The following is a 15,227-nucleotide window of genomic DNA, read 5'->3' on the forward strand; positions in this document are numbered from 1 at the left end:
GGAGACCGGATGCTCTACGACATCGCCAAAGGACCGGTGCGGACCGTGATCCGCGTCGTGTGGCGACCCGACCTGCGCGGCGCCGACCGCATTCCCACGACCGGCCCCGTCGTGCTCGCGTCGAACCACTGCGCCTACTCCGACACCGTCATCCTCCCCGCGCTCATCGAGCGCACCGTCCACTTCCTCGGCAAGTCGGACATGTTCTCGAGCCGTTCGGCGGCCGGACGGATCGGCGGCTGGATCATGCGCCAGCTCCGGGTGATGCCCGTGGACCGTGCCGGGGGCAGCGCCTCGGAGGCCGCGATCGGCGCCGGGCTCGCGGTGCTGAGGTCCGGCGGCGTGCTCGGCATCTACCCGGAGGGGACGCGCAGCCCGGACGGCCGGCTGCACCGCGGCAAGACGGGCGTCGCACGGCTCGCGCTCGCCGTGGACGCTCCGATCGTGCCGGTCGCGATGATCGGCAGCTTCGAGGCCCAGCGGGGCCGCCGGTTCCTCCCGCGGCGTCACCCGCGGATCCGGGTGCTGGTGGGGGAGCCGATCGACGCGTCCGCGATCGCCCGATCGCTCGGCGACGCGGAGAGCGCCGTCGTGCTCCGCGCCGTGACCGACGCGGTCATGGACGCCATCGCGGAGATGTCCGGGCAGGAGCGGGTCGACGAGTACGCCGGTGACGTCAAGCGCCGCCTGCGAGAGGCGGGGAGCGCGACCTCCCCGGGGGGCCGCCGCCCCTGAGCGCGCTCGCCGCGCGGTCGGACCTCCGACGTCCGGGCCGCCCACGGTCCGAGGCCCGGACCGTGGGCGGGAGAGCTCCGCGGGGCCCGTACCCTGTGGGGGTGACCCAGTTCAGTCCCGATGCCCCTGCCCGCGCCCACTCCTTCACGCTCTCGGCGGCCGACGACGGCCTCGCTGCGCTCGGGGGCTGGCGCGAGTATCCGCGGGTCCAGCAGCCGACGTGGCCGTCGGAGGACGCGCGCGCGCAGGTCTTCGACCGTCTGCGCTCCGCGCCGCCGCTGGTCTTCGCCGGTGAGGTGGACGTGCTGCGCTCGCGGCTCGCGGCCGCCGCGCAGGGCGAGGCGTTCCTGCTCCAGGGCGGGGACTGCGCGGAGACCTTCGCGGACTCCACCGCGGACAGGATCCGCAACAAGATCCGCACGATCCTGCAGATGTCCGCGGTGCTCACCTACGGCGCGTCCGTGCCGGTGGTGAAGATGGGCCGCATGGCGGGCCAGTTCGCCAAGCCTCGCTCCTCGGACACCGAGACCCGTGACGGCGTCACCCTGCCGACCTACCGCGGTGACGCCGTGAACGCCTACGCGTTCACGGAGGAGTCGCGACTCCCGGACCCGCAGCGCCTGTGGGAGACCTACACGACGAGCGCCTCGACGCTGAACCTGCTGCGCGCGTTCACGGGCGGCGGGTTCGCGGATCTCCGCGAGGTGCACTCGTGGAACCGCGGCTTCACGTCGGGCCCCGGCTACGACCGCTACGAGGAGCTCGCCGGTCAGATCGACAAGGCGATCCGGTTCATGGACGCGATCGGCGCGGACTTCGACTCGCTCAAGGTCGTCGAGTTCTTCTCCTCCCACGAGGCGCTGCTGCTCGACTACGAGGAGGCGCTGTCCCGCGTGGACTCGCGGACGGGCGAGATCTACGGCTGCTCGGGCCACTTCCTGTGGATCGGTGAGCGCACCCGCCAGCTCGACGGCGCCCACGTGGACTTCATGTCCAAGCTGCGCAACCCGATCGGTGTCAAGCTCGGGCCGAACGCCTCGGTCGACGACGCGCTGCGTCTGATCGACCGCCTCGATCCCGACCGTGAGCCGGGGCGTCTGACCTTCATCACCCGGATGGGCGCCGACAGGATCCGCGACGCGCTCCCGGCGCTCGTCGAGGGCGTCCGCGACGCGGGTGCCCGGCCGGCATGGGTCACCGACCCGATGCACGGGAACACGATCACCTCGTCCAACGGCTACAAGACCCGCCGCTTCGAGGACATCCTCGACGAGGTCGTGGGCTTCTTCGAGGTGCACCAGTCGCTCGGCACGGTCCCGGGCGGGCTCCACATGGAGCTCACCGGCGACGACGTGACCGAGGTGCTCGGCGGCAGCGGCCACATCGACGAGGCCGGTCTCGAGCGGCGCTACGAGACGCTCGTGGATCCTCGTCTGAACCACCAGCAGTCCCTCGAGCTCGCCTTCCTCGTGGCGGAGATGCTCTCCCGACGCTGAGACGGCACGACGCCCGGCTGCACGCAGGGGCGGTGCGATCCTCGGATCGCACCGCCCCTGCGTCGTCCCGGGAGCGGGAGGCTCAGAAGACCGAGATGGTGACCGTGGAGCCCTTGGCGACCTGGTCGCCGGCGGTCGCGGACTGCTGGTAGACGAGGCCGAAGGCTGGGTCGCCCTTGGGGTGCTCCACGGAGACCTTCAGGCCGGCGGCCTCGAGCGTCGAGCGCGCATCCGCCTCGGACTTCTTGAAGACGTCGGGGACCGTGACCATCTCGGGTCCCTGCGAGATCACGAGGTTCACCGTGTCCCCACGGTGGAGGGTGCCGGAGGCCGGGGACTGGGAGACGACCGAGCCCTTGGGCACGCTGCTCGAGTGGGCGCTCGAGGTGGTGACCGTGAACCCGGCCGCCTCGAGCGCGCTGCGTGCGGCGTCCGCGCCGCGGCCGGTCTGGTCGCTCACCGCGATCGGGACCCGGCCCTGGGAGACGACGACGTGGACCTCCCCGCCCTCGGGGAGGGAGTCGGCCTCCTGGCTCTGGGAGATGATCTCGCCCTTCGCGACGTTCTCGGAGTACTCCGGGTCGTCCTCGACGAGCACGAGGTTCTGCGCCTCGACCGCGTCGCGCGCCTCGTCCACGCCGAGCCCCGTGAGATCGGGGACCTCGAAGACCTGCTCGCCGCGCGAGACGACGAGCTCCACCGCGGTCCCCTTCTTCACGACGCCCCCGCTACTGGGGCTCGCGGTGATGACGTGGCCGGCGGGGACCGTGTCGTCGTAGCGCTCGACGGTGCGGACGGTGAGATCGGCGGAGTCGAGAGCCTGCTCGGCGTCGGTGAGCTGGGTCCCCACGAGCACCGGGATCGTGCGGTCGGCCCCGGGGCCGGTGTTCGCGTACCAGTCGACACCGCTCCAGGCGCCGGTGCCGAGCGCCGCGACGAGCGATCCGATCGCGAGCATCGCGGCCGGACGCGAGCGGCGACGCGCCGCGAGCGGCAGGTGGCGTCCGCGCCGGGCGCGGGGTGCACGCATGACGACGGTCCGCGGAGGCTCGTCCGCGCCCTCGCCGTGTCCGTCGGAAGGGACGTCGTCCCCGGCATCCCCGGTCCCGGTCGTCGCCCCGTCGCCGTCCTCACCCGGGGGGAGGGCGGTCCGGCCGGTGTCGGCCCCGTCATCGGGGAGCGGCTCGGGGCCGACCGCCGCACTCGCACGTGGACCGGCGTCGGCGGCGGTGTCGGTCCCGGGCGCGTCGACGTCGGGGGCCTCCGCGGCGAAGGGGCGCGGCCCGGTGCGCAGGGACGCGAGCGCCTCGTCGAGCCGCGCGGTCGCCAGGCGCACCTCGCCCGTGCTGGTGTCCGGTCCGTTCTCGAGCGAGCGCGGCCGGGTGGCGAGCACCCCGGCCGGGAGGGTCCGGCGCAGGTCCTGGACGCTGCGGAGCAGCTCGGCGGCGCTCGAGGGACGGTGCTCGACCGTGCGCGAGCTCGCCCAGGTGATGAGCGAGTCGAGCTCGGTGGGCACGCCCTCGACGCGGCCCGAGGGGGCGGGGATGTCCTCGTGGACGTGCTGGAAGGCGATGTGCACGGGCTGGTCGCCGGTGAAGGGCTGAACGCCGGTGAGCATCTCGAAGAGCACGACCCCGAGCGAGTACAGATCGCTGCGCTCGTCCATCTGCCCGCGCGTGACGACCTCGGGGCTGATGTACGCGACCGTGCCGAGCAGTGTCGCGCTCGCGGAGGAGTTCGAGGTGCCGATCGCGCGCGCCAGCCCGAAGTCGGCGACCTTCACCGTCCCCTCGCGGTCGATGAGGATGTTCTCGGGCTTGATGTCGCGGTGCACGATCCCCGCGGCATGGGCGGCGACGAGCGCCTGGAGGGTCTGTGCGGTGACGTCGAGCGCATCCCCCACGGTGAGGCGCCCCTGGTCGGCAATGCGGGAGCGGAGGGTCACGCCCTCGACGAGCTCCATCGCGAGGTAGATGCGGTCCTCGTCCTCGCCCTGGTCGAAGACGCCCACGACGTTGCGGTGCGCGAGGCGGGCCGCGGCGCGCGCCTCCCGGCCGAAGCGCCGGCGGAAGTTCTCGTCGGTCGCGAGGTGGGGATGCATGATCTTGAGCGCCACGACACGGTCGAGGCGCTGGTCATGACCGCGATACACGGTGGCCATGCCGCCGCGCGCGATCGGCTCCTCGACCCGGTAGCGGTCATCGAGGAGCAGGCTGATGCCGGGGGAAGTCGACGTCGCCGCGCTCACGAGGCCCACTGTAGGTCGGGCATCCGGGGAGAATCATGTGCGACACGGCGGCGGAGCGACCGGGATGCCCCGTGATGTCGGGAACACCCCGTGCGGCCGCACGGCCCGCGGCAGGCGCCGGGAGCGGCGCTGTGGCACCCTGGGGGACGTGGACGACCTCGAGAACCTCATCACCCAGTGGCTCCCCCTGCCCGACGTCGCCGAGCGCCTCGATGTCGAGGTATCCCAGGTGCGACGGCTCATCGAGGAGGGGAAGCTCGTCGCCGTCCGCCGCGGCGACCCCGTGGTCCGCTCGGTCCCCGAGGAGCTGCTCGTCGACGGCGAGATCGCACCGCACCTCGCCGGGACGATCACCCTGCTGCGCGACGGCGGCTTCTCCGACGTCGAGCTGCTGGCCTGGCTCTTCCAGGCGGATGACACGCTCCCGGGGCGGCCGATCGACCAGCTCCGGGCCGGACAGCGCGGAGAGGTGCGCCGGCGCGCGCAGGCGCTCGCCTTCTGACCGCCCGCTGACGGCCCGCCGCCCCGTGGCCGGCCAGGAGCCGGGGCTCCCGCTCAGCCGCCGATCGACTCCACGTCGGTCGCGGAGTCCGCGATCGACTGCAGCCCGGTGACGCCCAGCGCTCCCAGCTCGCCGCACTCCGCGGCCCGGGAGAGGATCGACCGGGCCCGCTCCGCGGCGGCGCGCACATCACGCACGACGGAGTCCACCGCGCCCGTCCGCACCATGAGCTCCTGCACCGCCGTGACGTCCTCGGCCGCGGCATCGGGCCTCCCGACTGTGCGCTCGAGCAGGCGGCGGCCCGCCGCGTCCGTCGCGGCCACCGTGCGGGCCAGGAGCACGGTGCGCTTCCCCTCGGCCACGTCACCGCCGATCGGCTTCCCGGTCGCGTCGGCGTCGCCCACGACGCTGAGCAGGTCGTCGCGCAGCTGGAAGGCGGTGCCGATCTCGGCGGCCCAGGTCGACAGCAGCTCGAGCGCCTCCGCCCCCGCGCCCATGAGCGCGGCCCCAGCGCGGACGGGGCGCAGCACCGTGTAGGGGACCGTCTTCCACCGGATCACGGCGAGCGCGGCCTCCTCCTCCGAGGGAGCGGACGTGAAGCCGCCCGCCTGGTGGAGGACGTCGAGGTACTGGCCGCTCATGACCTCCGTGCGCAGGCGCGCGAACTCGACCGCGGCGGCGGCGGGACGGGGGCCCGCGCCCGGGGACGCGACCTCGGCGGCGAGCTGCTCGGACCAGCTGAGCGCGAGATCGCCCAGGACGATCGCGGTCGCGATGCCGAAGTCCGCGGCGGAGCCGTCCAGGCCCCGTTCGCGGTGCGAGGTCGCCGCCTCGACGTGGAGGGCGGGGCGCCCGCGACGGGTGGGGGAGTGGTCGATGACGTCGTCGTGCATCAGAGCGGCGGCCTGGACGAGCTCGATCGCCGTGCCGAGCGCGGCGAGACGCGACACCTCGTCCTCGTCGGGGGCGCGGTCGAGCGCCGCGATCCCGCCCCAGAAGCAGAAGCGCGGGCGCAGCAGCTTGCCGCCTGCGAGGTAGTCCTCGACCACGCCGACGAGCTCCTCGGCCTCGGGGGCGACGGCGCCGAGGTGGGCGCGGTGCGCGGCGAAGGTGCGCTCCCGGCTCTGCGCGATCGCGGCGACGAGCTGCGCGTCCAGCGCCTGGGGTGCGGTCGTGGTGCCGGTGGGTCCAGCGGAAGTCATCGGGGCGTTCCTCCGTACGGTGCGTCCCTGGATCCTCCCACGCCCCGCCGGGACCTTTCCTCCCCAACGTCCCGGCGTCCACACCGTCGGCCGTGCCTCCCCGGGCCGGGCCGGCACCGGTCAGGGTCGGGACATGACCACCCACGTCCCTGCGGCCGACGGCCCCCGCGCCCTCCGCCTCCACGACCCCGCCGAGCTCCTCGCCGGCATCCGCCTCTCCTTCGGCGAGCTGATCGCCGACGCCCTCGTGCTCGTCGGCCACGCCGGCGACGGCGGCACGCCCGTGCTCGCCCGCTCCGACCTGGTGACCCTGCTCGTCCCCGACGCCGAGCTCCAGCTGCGCCACCAGCTGGCCCTGCTGAGGGAGCAGGGCTGCACCGCCGCCGCGGGGGTCCTCGTGATCGGCGACGGCCGGGAGAGCCTGCTCCCCGGCCTCGTCGAGGACGCCGCGCTGTTCCTGGGCCCGCTGCTCCTGGGCGCCGCCCGGGTCGAGGGGTGCTTCGCCCTCGGCCCGATGTGGGTGGTCGGCGACGGGACGGGCGTCGAGGTGATGCTCGGCGAGCGCTCCGGGTCGTGCGTCGAGGTCCTGGTCTCCCCTCCCCGGAGGCTCCGGGACTTCGAGGAGACGGACGTCGCCGTGCGGGCCGTCCTCTCCGGGGAGTCGCTCGTCGCACCGGTGACCGCAGGTCCCGGGCTCGAGGAGCTCGGGCGGTCGCTGCGCCTGGGCGGCGAGCGGATGCCCGCCTTCGGACGCCCCGGGGACGCGCACCTCGTGCAGCTGCTCGAGCGCAGCGGGGACACGATCGCGCGCCGCTGCGGCCCCGGCCCGGCGGGAGGTCACGACGGCTCGGTGACGGACTGTGAACACCTCGAGGAGCTGCTCAGCGCACTCGCCCTGGACAGCGTGCACTGGGCGGTCATCGGGATCTGCGCCGACCGGGGACGCGAGGGGCGGGTCCCGCGCGACGAGCTCCTCCAGGCCATCACGAGCGACCCGGATCTCCGGCCTCATCCCGACGTCTGCGCAGGTGGGAGATGGTACGAGACGCTCGAGGGGCTGCGGCTCCTCGCGCTCGCCGCGCAGGGCTCCGGGGACGCGGAGCATCGCGGGACCGCTGCGGCGGCGTGGAAGGGGGCGACCGTCGCCCTCACGGTCCTGGCCTGGTGGAACCATCGTGGCGCGACGGCCGGGCATCTCGTGGAGGAGCTCCGGATCCACGATCCCGCCTCCACTCTGGCACCCTTGCTGACGCGCCTGATCGACACCCCGATCCGCCCGGCCTGGTGGCCGGAGCGCTGAGGAGGGCGCCGGACGAGAGGAGAGCGAGGCGGTGACCATGATCGGCGAGCGCAGGCCAGCCGCGGTGACCCTGCAGGACGACCGCGCACTCTCCGGCGGCGCGTGGCGCCCCGAGCTGGGCCCCGGGCACCGGAGCTTCGCGGGGATCGGCGATCTCCCCCTCGAGAGCGGCGACGTCCTCGCGGACGTCACGATGGCCTACGAGACCTGGGGGACGCTCGACGAGGAGCGCGGCAACGTCGTGCTCGTCCTGCACGCCCTCACCGGCGACTCGCACGTCATCGGCGCCCAGGACGCGTCCCACCCGAGCCCGGGCTGGTGGGAGGACCTCATCGGCCCCGGGAAGGCGATCGACACCGACCGCTGGTTCGTCATCGCCCCGAACGTGCTCGGCGGCTGCCAGGGCAGCACCGGGCCCAGCAGCCCGGCACCCGACGGCAGGCCCTACGGCTCGCGGTTCCCCCTGCTGACCGTCCGTGACCAGGTGGCCGCGGAGCGGGCGCTGTGCGACCACCTCGGCCTCCTCGACCTCGCTCTGGTCATCGGCGGGTCGATGGGCGGCATGCGGGCGATCGAGTGGGCGTGCACCCACCCCGGGTCCGTGCAGCGCCTCGCCGTCATCGCCTCCTCCGCCCGGGCGAGCGCGGACCAGATCGCCTGGAACAGCGCGCAGATCGCGGCGATCCGCGCCGACGCCGGTTTCCACGGCGGCGACTACTACGACCTGCCGGCGGAGGAGGGGCCGCATCGCGGGCTCGGCGTCGCCCGCCGGATCGCCCACACCACGTACCGCACGGCCTCCGAGCTCGAGTCGCGCTTCGGGAACCAGGCGCAGCCGGGGGAGGACCCCTTCCGCGGCACGGGCCGCCACCAGGTGACGAGCTATCTCGACCACCACGCGGCGAAGCTCTCCCGCCGCTTCGACGCGAACTCCTACCTCGTGCTGGCCCAGTCGATGAACACCCACGACGTCGGCCGCGGCCGGGGCGGCACCGCAGCGGCGCTCGCCGCCGTGCGGGCCCGCACGCTCGTCGTCGCGATCGACTCCGACCGGCTCTTCCCGCCCGCCCTCGTCGAGGAGACGGCGCGGTACGTCCCGGGCGCCGCCTGGCACGTGGCCTCCTCGCCCGTCGGGCACGACGCCTTCCTGCTCGCGCACCCCGATCTGGACGAGTGGATCGCCCGCCTCCTGGCCAGCTAGGCTGGCGGGAGCCGGATCGGCGCGGAGTCGTCGCGGACCGGTCCGCACGCAGCGCACCCGCAGGAGGTTCACGCATGACGATCGTCGTGGGATTCACCCCGTCCGGTCAGGGCATGGCGGCGCTCGCCGCCGCCGTGCGCGAGGCGCGCCGCAGCCGGGACGCGCTCGTCATCGCCTCCCACACGTACCACCACTCCGAGCACGGTCCCGCCGTCGCCGGGGAGGAGGAGACGCGAAGCGCGCTCGCCGAGGTCGGGGGTGAGGACGTGGACTGGTCGCTCCGCCGCAGCGGGGACCAGGAGGACGTGGGGGAGTTCCTGCTCTCCGCCGCCGCGGAGTCCTCCGCGCGCCTCCTCGTGATCGGCCTGCGACGGAAGTCGCCGATCGGCAAGCTGAACCTCGGCGCCGCGGCCCGGCGCGTGGTGCTCGGCGCCGACATCCCGGTGCTCGCCGTCAAGGACGAGACCCCGTCCGGCGCCCTCGCGTCCTGAGGTCCTCCGCGCACGGTCGCACCGCTCCTGCATCTCGCGCTCCCCGTCGGAGCGCGGCTCCGCCCCCGGGCGAGGTCTGCGTCACCGGTTCCCGCCCTCGGGGGGCCATGGGAATAGACCGTGCCCGGAGACGTTATACTTTCCAGGCTTGACGGCACCGTGCCTTCGTGCGCCATGAACCCGGTGGGGACCGGGACGGAGTGAGGCGCCGGTACCTGTCAGCCGCGCGAGAAGACCGAACGCCACAGCGCGCTCGCACCGCAGGGTGCAGCGCCGGAAGAAGGAACTCTGTGACCTCCTCCAAGACCCTTGAGACCACCGCCGACACCACGACCGAGGTGGATGTGCAGGCCGAGGAGACCCCTGCCGCCGGCACCGCGGCGAAGAAGACCGCCGCGAAGCGCGCCGGGGCGAGGACCACCGCCAAGAAGCCCGCCGCCAAGAAGGCCACCGCCAAGAAGGCGGCCGCGAAGGCCTCCGGCGAGGAGCCCGAGGTCGAGGAGCCCGAGGCCGAGGAGGCCGACGAGGCCACGGCGGAGAACACCGCCGCCGATGCCAAGGTCGAGGACCGCGGCGGCTTCGTGTTCAACGCCTCCGAGGACGATGCCCCCGCGCAGCAGGTCGTCACGGCCGGTGCGACCGCGGACCCGGTCAAGGACTACCTCAAGCAGATCGGCAAGGTCGCGCTGCTGAACGCCGCGCAGGAGGTCGAGCTCGCCGAGCGCATCGAGGCCGGCCTGTTCGCCGAGCAGCTGCTCAAGCGCGACGAGTCGATCGTCAAGACCAAGCAGGGCCGTGAGCTCGGCATGATCGCCGAGGACGGCCGCGCCGCGAAGGACCACCTGCTCGAGGCGAACCTCCGTCTCGTCGTGTCCCTCGCCAAGCGCTACACCGGTCGCGGCATGCTCTTCCTGGACCTCATCCAGGAGGGCAACCTGGGCCTCATCCGCGCCGTCGAGAAGTTCGACTACGCCAAGGGCTACAAGTTCTCCACCTACGCCACCTGGTGGATCCGCCAGGCGATCACGCGCGCCATGGCCGACCAGGCTCGCACGATCCGCATCCCGGTGCACATGGTCGAGGTCATCAACAAGCTCGCCCGCGTGCAGCGCCAGATGCTCCAGGACCTGGGTCGCGAGCCCACCCCGGAGGAGCTCGCCAAGGAGCTCGACATGACCCCGGAGAAGGTCGTCGAGGTCCAGAAGTACGGTCGCGAGCCGATCTCCCTGCACACCCCGCTGGGTGAGGACGGCGACAGCGAGTTCGGCGACCTCATCGAGGACTCCGAGGCGGTCGTCCCCGCGGACGCCGTGAGCTTCACCCTCCTCCAGGAGCAGCTCCACTCGGTGCTCGACACCCTCTCCGAGCGCGAGGCGGGCGTGGTCTCGATGCGCTTCGGCCTCGAGGACGGTCAGCCCAAGACCCTCGACGAGATCGGCAAGGTCTACGGCGTGACCCGTGAGCGGATCCGTCAGATCGAGTCGAAGACGATGAGCAAGCTCCGTCACCCCTCGCGCTCGCAGGTCCTGCGCGACTACCTCGACTGAGCCCCGCGCTCCCGGCCCTCGCGGCCAGGTCGCACGAGACGGCGCCGGCACCCTGTGAAGGGGGCCGGCGCCGTTCGGTGTCGGTGGCTGAGGCTGGAGCAGGGGAGACGGGACGAGGGCGCCCACCATCAGGTGGACGCCCTCGGATGCTCGGGTCCCGCAGGGGACGGGAGATCAGTCCTCGACCGGCTCCGGCTTCGCGTGGAGGCGCTCGGTCTCGTCGATGACCTCGGAGGCGATGTCCTTCAGGGCATCGCCGTGGGCGCGGGCGTGGTGCGCGCAGAACAGCAGCTCGCCGCCGGCCTGCAGCACCACCTTGACGTACGCCTGGGCACCGCAGCGATCGCAGCGGTCCTTCGCCGTCAGGCGGGGGGCTTCGAGAGTGAGGTTCATGGGTCCTTTTGTAGCACCTGGGCCCGCGCGGGGGGAGGGAGTCGTGACCCGGTTCGCCAGGGGCGCAACACCCTGTGACCCCGGTCCCCGTCGTGCCTGCGTCGGCGACGCCGACGGCGTGCGGGAGCGGGCAATGCCGGGCCCGGAGGCCTCGCGGCCGTAGGATCGCAGGGTGTCCAGCTCCTCCACCTCCTCCCGTCCCGCGGCCTCCGCCTACGACGCCCGCAACCTCCAGGTCCTCGAGGGTCTCGAGGCCGTCCGCAAGCGTCCCGGCATGTACATCGGGTCCACCGACTCGCGCGGCCTCATGCACTGCCTGTGGGAGATCCTCGACAACGCCGTGGACGAGGCCCTCGGCGGCAACGGCGATTCCATCGGCGTGCTGCTGCACCCCGACGGCTCCGTCGAGGTCCGGGACACCGGGCGAGGCGTCCCCGTCGACACGGAGCCCCGCACGGGCCTGACGGGCGTCGAGGTCGTGTACACGAAGCTCCATGCGGGCGGGAAGTTCGGCGGCGGCTCGTACGCCGCCTCGGGCGGCCTGCACGGCGTCGGCGCGAGCGTCGTCAACGCGCTGTCCGCGCGGCTCGACGTCGAGGTCGACCGTGCAGGGAAGACGTACGCGATGAGCTTCCAGCGCGGCCAGGCGGGTGTCTTCGAGGACGACGGCGACCCGAGTCCCGCCGCGCCGTTCACCCCGGCGGACGGCCCCGCCGAGCTGCGGATCGTCGGCAAGGCCAAGCGGGGTGTCACCGGCACCCGTGTGCGCTACTGGGCGGATCCCCAGATCTTCATCAAGGGCAGCCACTTCTCCCTCGACGACCTCACCCGCCGCGCTCGCCAGACCGCCTTCCTCGTCCCCGGGCTCGAGATCGCGATCACCGACCACCGCCCCGAGGCGTCCCCGGACCAGCCCGCGACCCGCACCTACCGCTACGACGGCGGCATCTCCGAGTTCGTGGACTACCTCGCCCAGGACCAGCGGATCACCGATGTCGTGCGGCTCCAGGGCACGGGCGAGTACACCGAGACCGTCCCCGTCCTGGACAGCAAGGGGCACATGGTCTCCCAGGAGGTGTCCCGCAGCTGCGAGGTGGACATCGCCCTGCGCTGGGGCGCGGACTACGACACGACCCTGCGCTCCTTCGTGAACATCGTCGCGACCCCCAAGGGCGGCACCCACGTCGCCGGCTTCGAGCAGGCCCTCGTGAAGGTCATGCGCAAGCAGGTCGAGAACCAGGCGCGGCGCGTGAAGTTCAACGCGAAGAACGAGAAGATCGAGAAGGACGACACCCTCGCCGGCGTCACCGCCGTCGTGAGCGTGCGCATCGACGAGCCGCAGTTCGAGGGGCAGACCAAGGAGGTGCTCGGCACCCCCGCGATCCGCCAGATCGTCGGCCGCGTCGTCGAGGAGCGCCTGACGGCCTTCCTCACCTCGACCGCGAAGGGCGAGAAGGAGCAGGCCGCGCTCGTCATCGACAAGGTCGTCTCCGAGATGCGCGCCCGCATCGCCGCGCGCATGCACAAGGAGGTCTCGCGGCGCAAGAACGCCCTGGAGTCCTCGACCATGCCCACCAAGCTCGCCGACTGCCGCTCGACCGACGTCGAGCGCTCCGAGCTGTTCATCGTCGAGGGCGACAGCGCGCTCGGCACCGCGAAGCACGCCCGCTCCTCGGAGTTCCAGGCCCTGCTGCCCATCCGCGGCAAGATCCTCAACACCCAGAAGGCGTCCATCACGGACATGCTCAAGAACGCCGAGTGCGCGGCGATCATCCAGGTGATCGGCGCGGGCTCGGGACGCACCTTCGATCTCGACGCGGCCCGCTACGGCAAGATCATCATGATGACCGACGCCGACGTCGACGGGGCCCACATCCGGACCCTCCTGCTCACGCTCTTCCACCGCTACATGCGTCCGCTCGTGGAGGCGGGGAGGGTCTACGCCGCGGTGCCCCCGTTGCACCGCGTCGAGATCGTCCACGGCGGGTCCAAGAAGAACGAGCTCGTCTACACCTACTCCGAGGCGGAGCTGCTGCGGCTGCTGAAGAACCTCGAGAAGCGCGGCAAGCGCTACAAGGAGCCGATCCAGCGCTACAAGGGCCTCGGCGAGATGGACGCCGACCAGCTCGCGGACACCACCATGGACCCCCGTCACCGCACCCTGCGGCGGGTCCGCATCGAGGACGCCGAGGCGGCGAGTTCCATGTTCGAGCTGCTCATGGGCTCCGACGTGGCGCCCCGCAAGCAGTTCATCATCGAAGGAGCCGAAGAGCTCGACCGGGAGAGGATCGACGCATGAGCGTCTCCGTGCGCGTCATCCCCTGCCTCGACGTCGACGCCGGTCGCGTCGTCAAGGGCGTGAACTTCCAGGACCTGCGGGACGCCGGTGACCCGGTCGAGCTCGCCGCCCGCTACGACCTCGAGGGAGCGGACGAGCTCACCTTCCTCGACGTCACGGCCTCCTCCTCCGGCCGCTCGACCATGATCGACGTGGTCCGTCGCACTGCCGAGCAGATCTTCATCCCGCTCACCGTGGGCGGCGGCGTGCGCAGCGTCGAGGACGTCGACCAGCTGCTGCGCGCCGGCGCGGACAAGTGCGGGGTGAACACCGCCGCGATCGCCCGCCCCGCGCTCGTGTCGGAGATCGCCGAGCGCTTCGGCAACCAGGTCCTCGTGCTCTCGATCGACGCCCGCCGCGTCACCGAGGGCACCCCCGAGGGCAGTGCGCGCACGGGCTCCGGCTTCGAGGTGACCACCCACGGGGGCCGCCGCGGCACCGGTATCGACGCGATCGCCTGGATCCGTGAGGTCTCCGAGCGGGGTGTGGGGGAGATCCTGCTGAACTCGATGGACGCCGACGGCACGAAGGACGGCTTCGACCTCGAGCTCATCACGCTCGCCCGGGAGGCGACCGGGGTGCCGCTCATCGCCTCCGGCGGGGCGGGCACGCCCCAGGACTTCGCCCCCGCCGTGCACGCCGGGGCCGATGCGGTCCTCGCGGCGAGCGTCTTCCACTTCGGGCCGATGACGATCGGCGAGGCGAAGGCCGCGATGGCGGCCGACGGCATCTCCGTGCGGTGAGCATCCCGCTGGGCACCGGGCCGGACGACAGCGGCTCCGGCGGCGTCCTCGCACCCCTCGACGTCGCCGCACCCGTGCTGGAACCGCACAGTCGGCGGCGCGTCCTGGCGGCCCGCGCCGTGCTGGCCCTCCTGCTCGCCCTCGCGGTCGGAGCGGCCTGGCTCGTGTGGGACAACCGCAGGCTCGTCGTCACCCCGGTCGCCGTCGCCGCGAGCACCTGGCCCGCGGGGGAGCGGCCGCTGCGGATCGCCCATGTCTCCGATCTCCACGGCGGCGGGGACAGCGCCGCCCGCGCCGCGCTCGTGGAGGCCGTCGCCGCGCAGCACCCGGACCTCGTCGTGATCACCGGAGATCTGGTGGACCGCCGCACCCGGGACCTCTCCGGGGCGCTCGAGGTCGCGTCCTCACTGGCCGGCATCGCGCCGACGACGATGGTGCTCGGCAACCACGAGGCGGACTCCCCGCTGCGCGACGAGCTGCTCGCGGGCATGACGGGCGCCGGGGTGCAGGTGCTCCGTGACGAGGCGACCACGATCGAGGTGCGGGGCACGACCGTGACCGTCGCCGGGATCGACGACCCGCGGGTCGCCTCGGTGGACGGCGTCGTCCCCGCGGACCCGGGCACGGTGCTCGACTCCCTGCGCCTCCCCACGGACGCTCCGGTCGTGCTGCTCGCCCATCGCCCCGAGCTCTGGGAGCACTACGTGCGCGAGGACGTGGACCTCGTGCTCTCCGGCCACGCCCACGGAGGGCAGGTGCGTGTGCCCGGGATCGGCGGTCTCTACGCCCCGCACCAGGGATGGCTCCCGGCGCTCACCGAGGGCGCGCACGTGAGCGGGACGACGACCATGGTGATCAGCCGGGGCCTCGGCGACGGCATGCTCCCGGTGCGCGTGAACAACCCGCACGAGCTGGTGATCGTGGATCTCGCCGCGTCGCCCAGCGGCTGACGCTCCGTCGCTGACCCTCAGCGGGACCTGCCGTGCACTGGGCAGCACGGACGAGACGGCCCCCGGTCCCACGAAGGGACC

The 15,227-nt window shown here is 72.9% G+C and carries 13 protein-coding genes; 10 read left to right on the plus strand and 3 right to left on the minus strand.

Annotated features, from left to right (window positions below; all coding sequences use genetic code 11):
• Positions 1-9: 9 nt before the first annotated feature.
• A complete protein-coding gene (locus tag ABD080_RS10450) occupies positions 10-735 on the plus strand; it encodes a lysophospholipid acyltransferase family protein (protein ID WP_137770935.1) in 726 nt (241 codons plus the stop codon).
• A gap of 101 nt (positions 736-836) precedes the next feature.
• The gene (locus ABD080_RS10455; RefSeq protein ID WP_168198099.1) at positions 837-2,231 is read left to right on the plus strand and encodes a class II 3-deoxy-7-phosphoheptulonate synthase; all 1,395 of its coding nucleotides are present in this window, start codon (positions 837-839) and stop codon (positions 2,229-2,231) included.
• An 82-nt stretch (positions 2,232-2,313) separates the two neighbouring features.
• On the opposite strand, the gene ABD080_RS10460 is transcribed toward ABD080_RS10455, so the two are convergent.
• A complete protein-coding gene (locus tag ABD080_RS10460) occupies positions 2,314-4,479 on the minus strand; it encodes a PASTA domain-containing protein (protein WP_343904775.1) in 2,166 nt (721 codons plus the stop codon).
• A gap of 148 nt (positions 4,480-4,627) precedes the next feature.
• Between ABD080_RS10460 and ABD080_RS10465 the strand changes: the two genes are divergently transcribed.
• The gene (locus ABD080_RS10465; protein WP_343904777.1) at positions 4,628-4,981 is read left to right on the plus strand and encodes an Rv2175c family DNA-binding protein; all 354 of its coding nucleotides are present in this window, start codon (positions 4,628-4,630) and stop codon (positions 4,979-4,981) included.
• A gap of 53 nt (positions 4,982-5,034) precedes the next feature.
• Here the strand turns inward: ABD080_RS10465 and ABD080_RS10470 are convergent, their stop codons facing one another.
• The gene (locus ABD080_RS10470; RefSeq protein WP_343904779.1) at positions 5,035-6,183 is read right to left on the minus strand and encodes a polyprenyl synthetase family protein; all 1,149 of its coding nucleotides are present in this window, start codon (positions 6,181-6,183) and stop codon (positions 5,035-5,037) included.
• 133 nt (positions 6,184-6,316) lie between these two features.
• On the opposite strand from ABD080_RS10470, the gene ABD080_RS10475 reads away from it, so the two are divergent.
• The 4 genes from ABD080_RS10475 (at position 6,317) to ABD080_RS10490 (ending at position 10,722) form a co-directional block, all read left to right on the plus strand.
• Positions 6,317-7,483, plus strand: a complete 1,167-nt coding sequence (locus tag ABD080_RS10475) for a hypothetical protein (protein WP_137770930.1) — start codon at positions 6,317-6,319, stop codon at positions 7,481-7,483.
• Between the two features lie 37 nt (positions 7,484-7,520).
• A complete protein-coding gene (gene metX, locus ABD080_RS10480; RefSeq protein WP_343906080.1) occupies positions 7,521-8,684 on the plus strand; it encodes a homoserine O-acetyltransferase MetX in 1,164 nt (387 codons plus the stop codon).
• Positions 8,685-8,758: 74 nt separating this feature from the next.
• Positions 8,759-9,175: a universal stress protein gene (locus ABD080_RS10485; protein WP_137770929.1), complete on the plus strand. Its 417-nt coding sequence runs from the start codon at positions 8,759-8,761 to the stop codon at positions 9,173-9,175.
• Between the two features lie 167 nt (positions 9,176-9,342).
• Entirely contained in the window at positions 9,343-10,722 is a 1,380-nt protein-coding gene (locus ABD080_RS10490; protein ID WP_370296990.1) for an RNA polymerase sigma factor, read from the plus strand.
• Positions 10,723-10,896: 174 nt separating this feature from the next.
• Here the strand turns inward: ABD080_RS10490 and ABD080_RS10495 are convergent, their stop codons facing one another.
• A complete protein-coding gene (locus tag ABD080_RS10495) occupies positions 10,897-11,115 on the minus strand; it encodes a DUF7455 domain-containing protein (RefSeq protein WP_137770928.1) in 219 nt (72 codons plus the stop codon).
• 172 nt (positions 11,116-11,287) lie between these two features.
• Between ABD080_RS10495 and ABD080_RS10500 the strand changes: the two genes are divergently transcribed.
• Genes ABD080_RS10500 through ABD080_RS10510 form a run of 3 tightly spaced genes read left to right on the plus strand, consistent with a single transcriptional unit; the run spans position 11,288 to position 15,146 of the window.
• Positions 11,288-13,414 carry a DNA gyrase/topoisomerase IV subunit B gene (locus ABD080_RS10500; protein ID WP_343904782.1) on the plus strand — a complete coding sequence of 709 codons (2,127 nt, stop codon included), beginning with the start codon at positions 11,288-11,290 and terminating at the stop codon, positions 13,412-13,414.
• Positions 13,411-14,196 carry an imidazole glycerol phosphate synthase subunit HisF gene (hisF, locus tag ABD080_RS10505; RefSeq protein ID WP_343904784.1) on the plus strand — a complete coding sequence of 262 codons (786 nt, stop codon included), beginning with the start codon at positions 13,411-13,413 and terminating at the stop codon, positions 14,194-14,196. Before ABD080_RS10500 ends, hisF begins: the two co-directional genes overlap by 4 nt.
• The gene (locus tag ABD080_RS10510) at positions 14,193-15,146 is read left to right on the plus strand and encodes a metallophosphoesterase (protein WP_137770925.1); all 954 of its coding nucleotides are present in this window, start codon (positions 14,193-14,195) and stop codon (positions 15,144-15,146) included. Before hisF ends, ABD080_RS10510 begins: the two co-directional genes overlap by 4 nt.
• Positions 15,147-15,227 lie beyond the last annotated feature (81 nt).

The organism is Brachybacterium rhamnosum (genome assembly GCF_039526185.1).
In the GTDB taxonomy this organism is placed as follows: Bacteria; Actinomycetota; Actinomycetes; order Actinomycetales; family Dermabacteraceae; genus Brachybacterium; species Brachybacterium rhamnosum.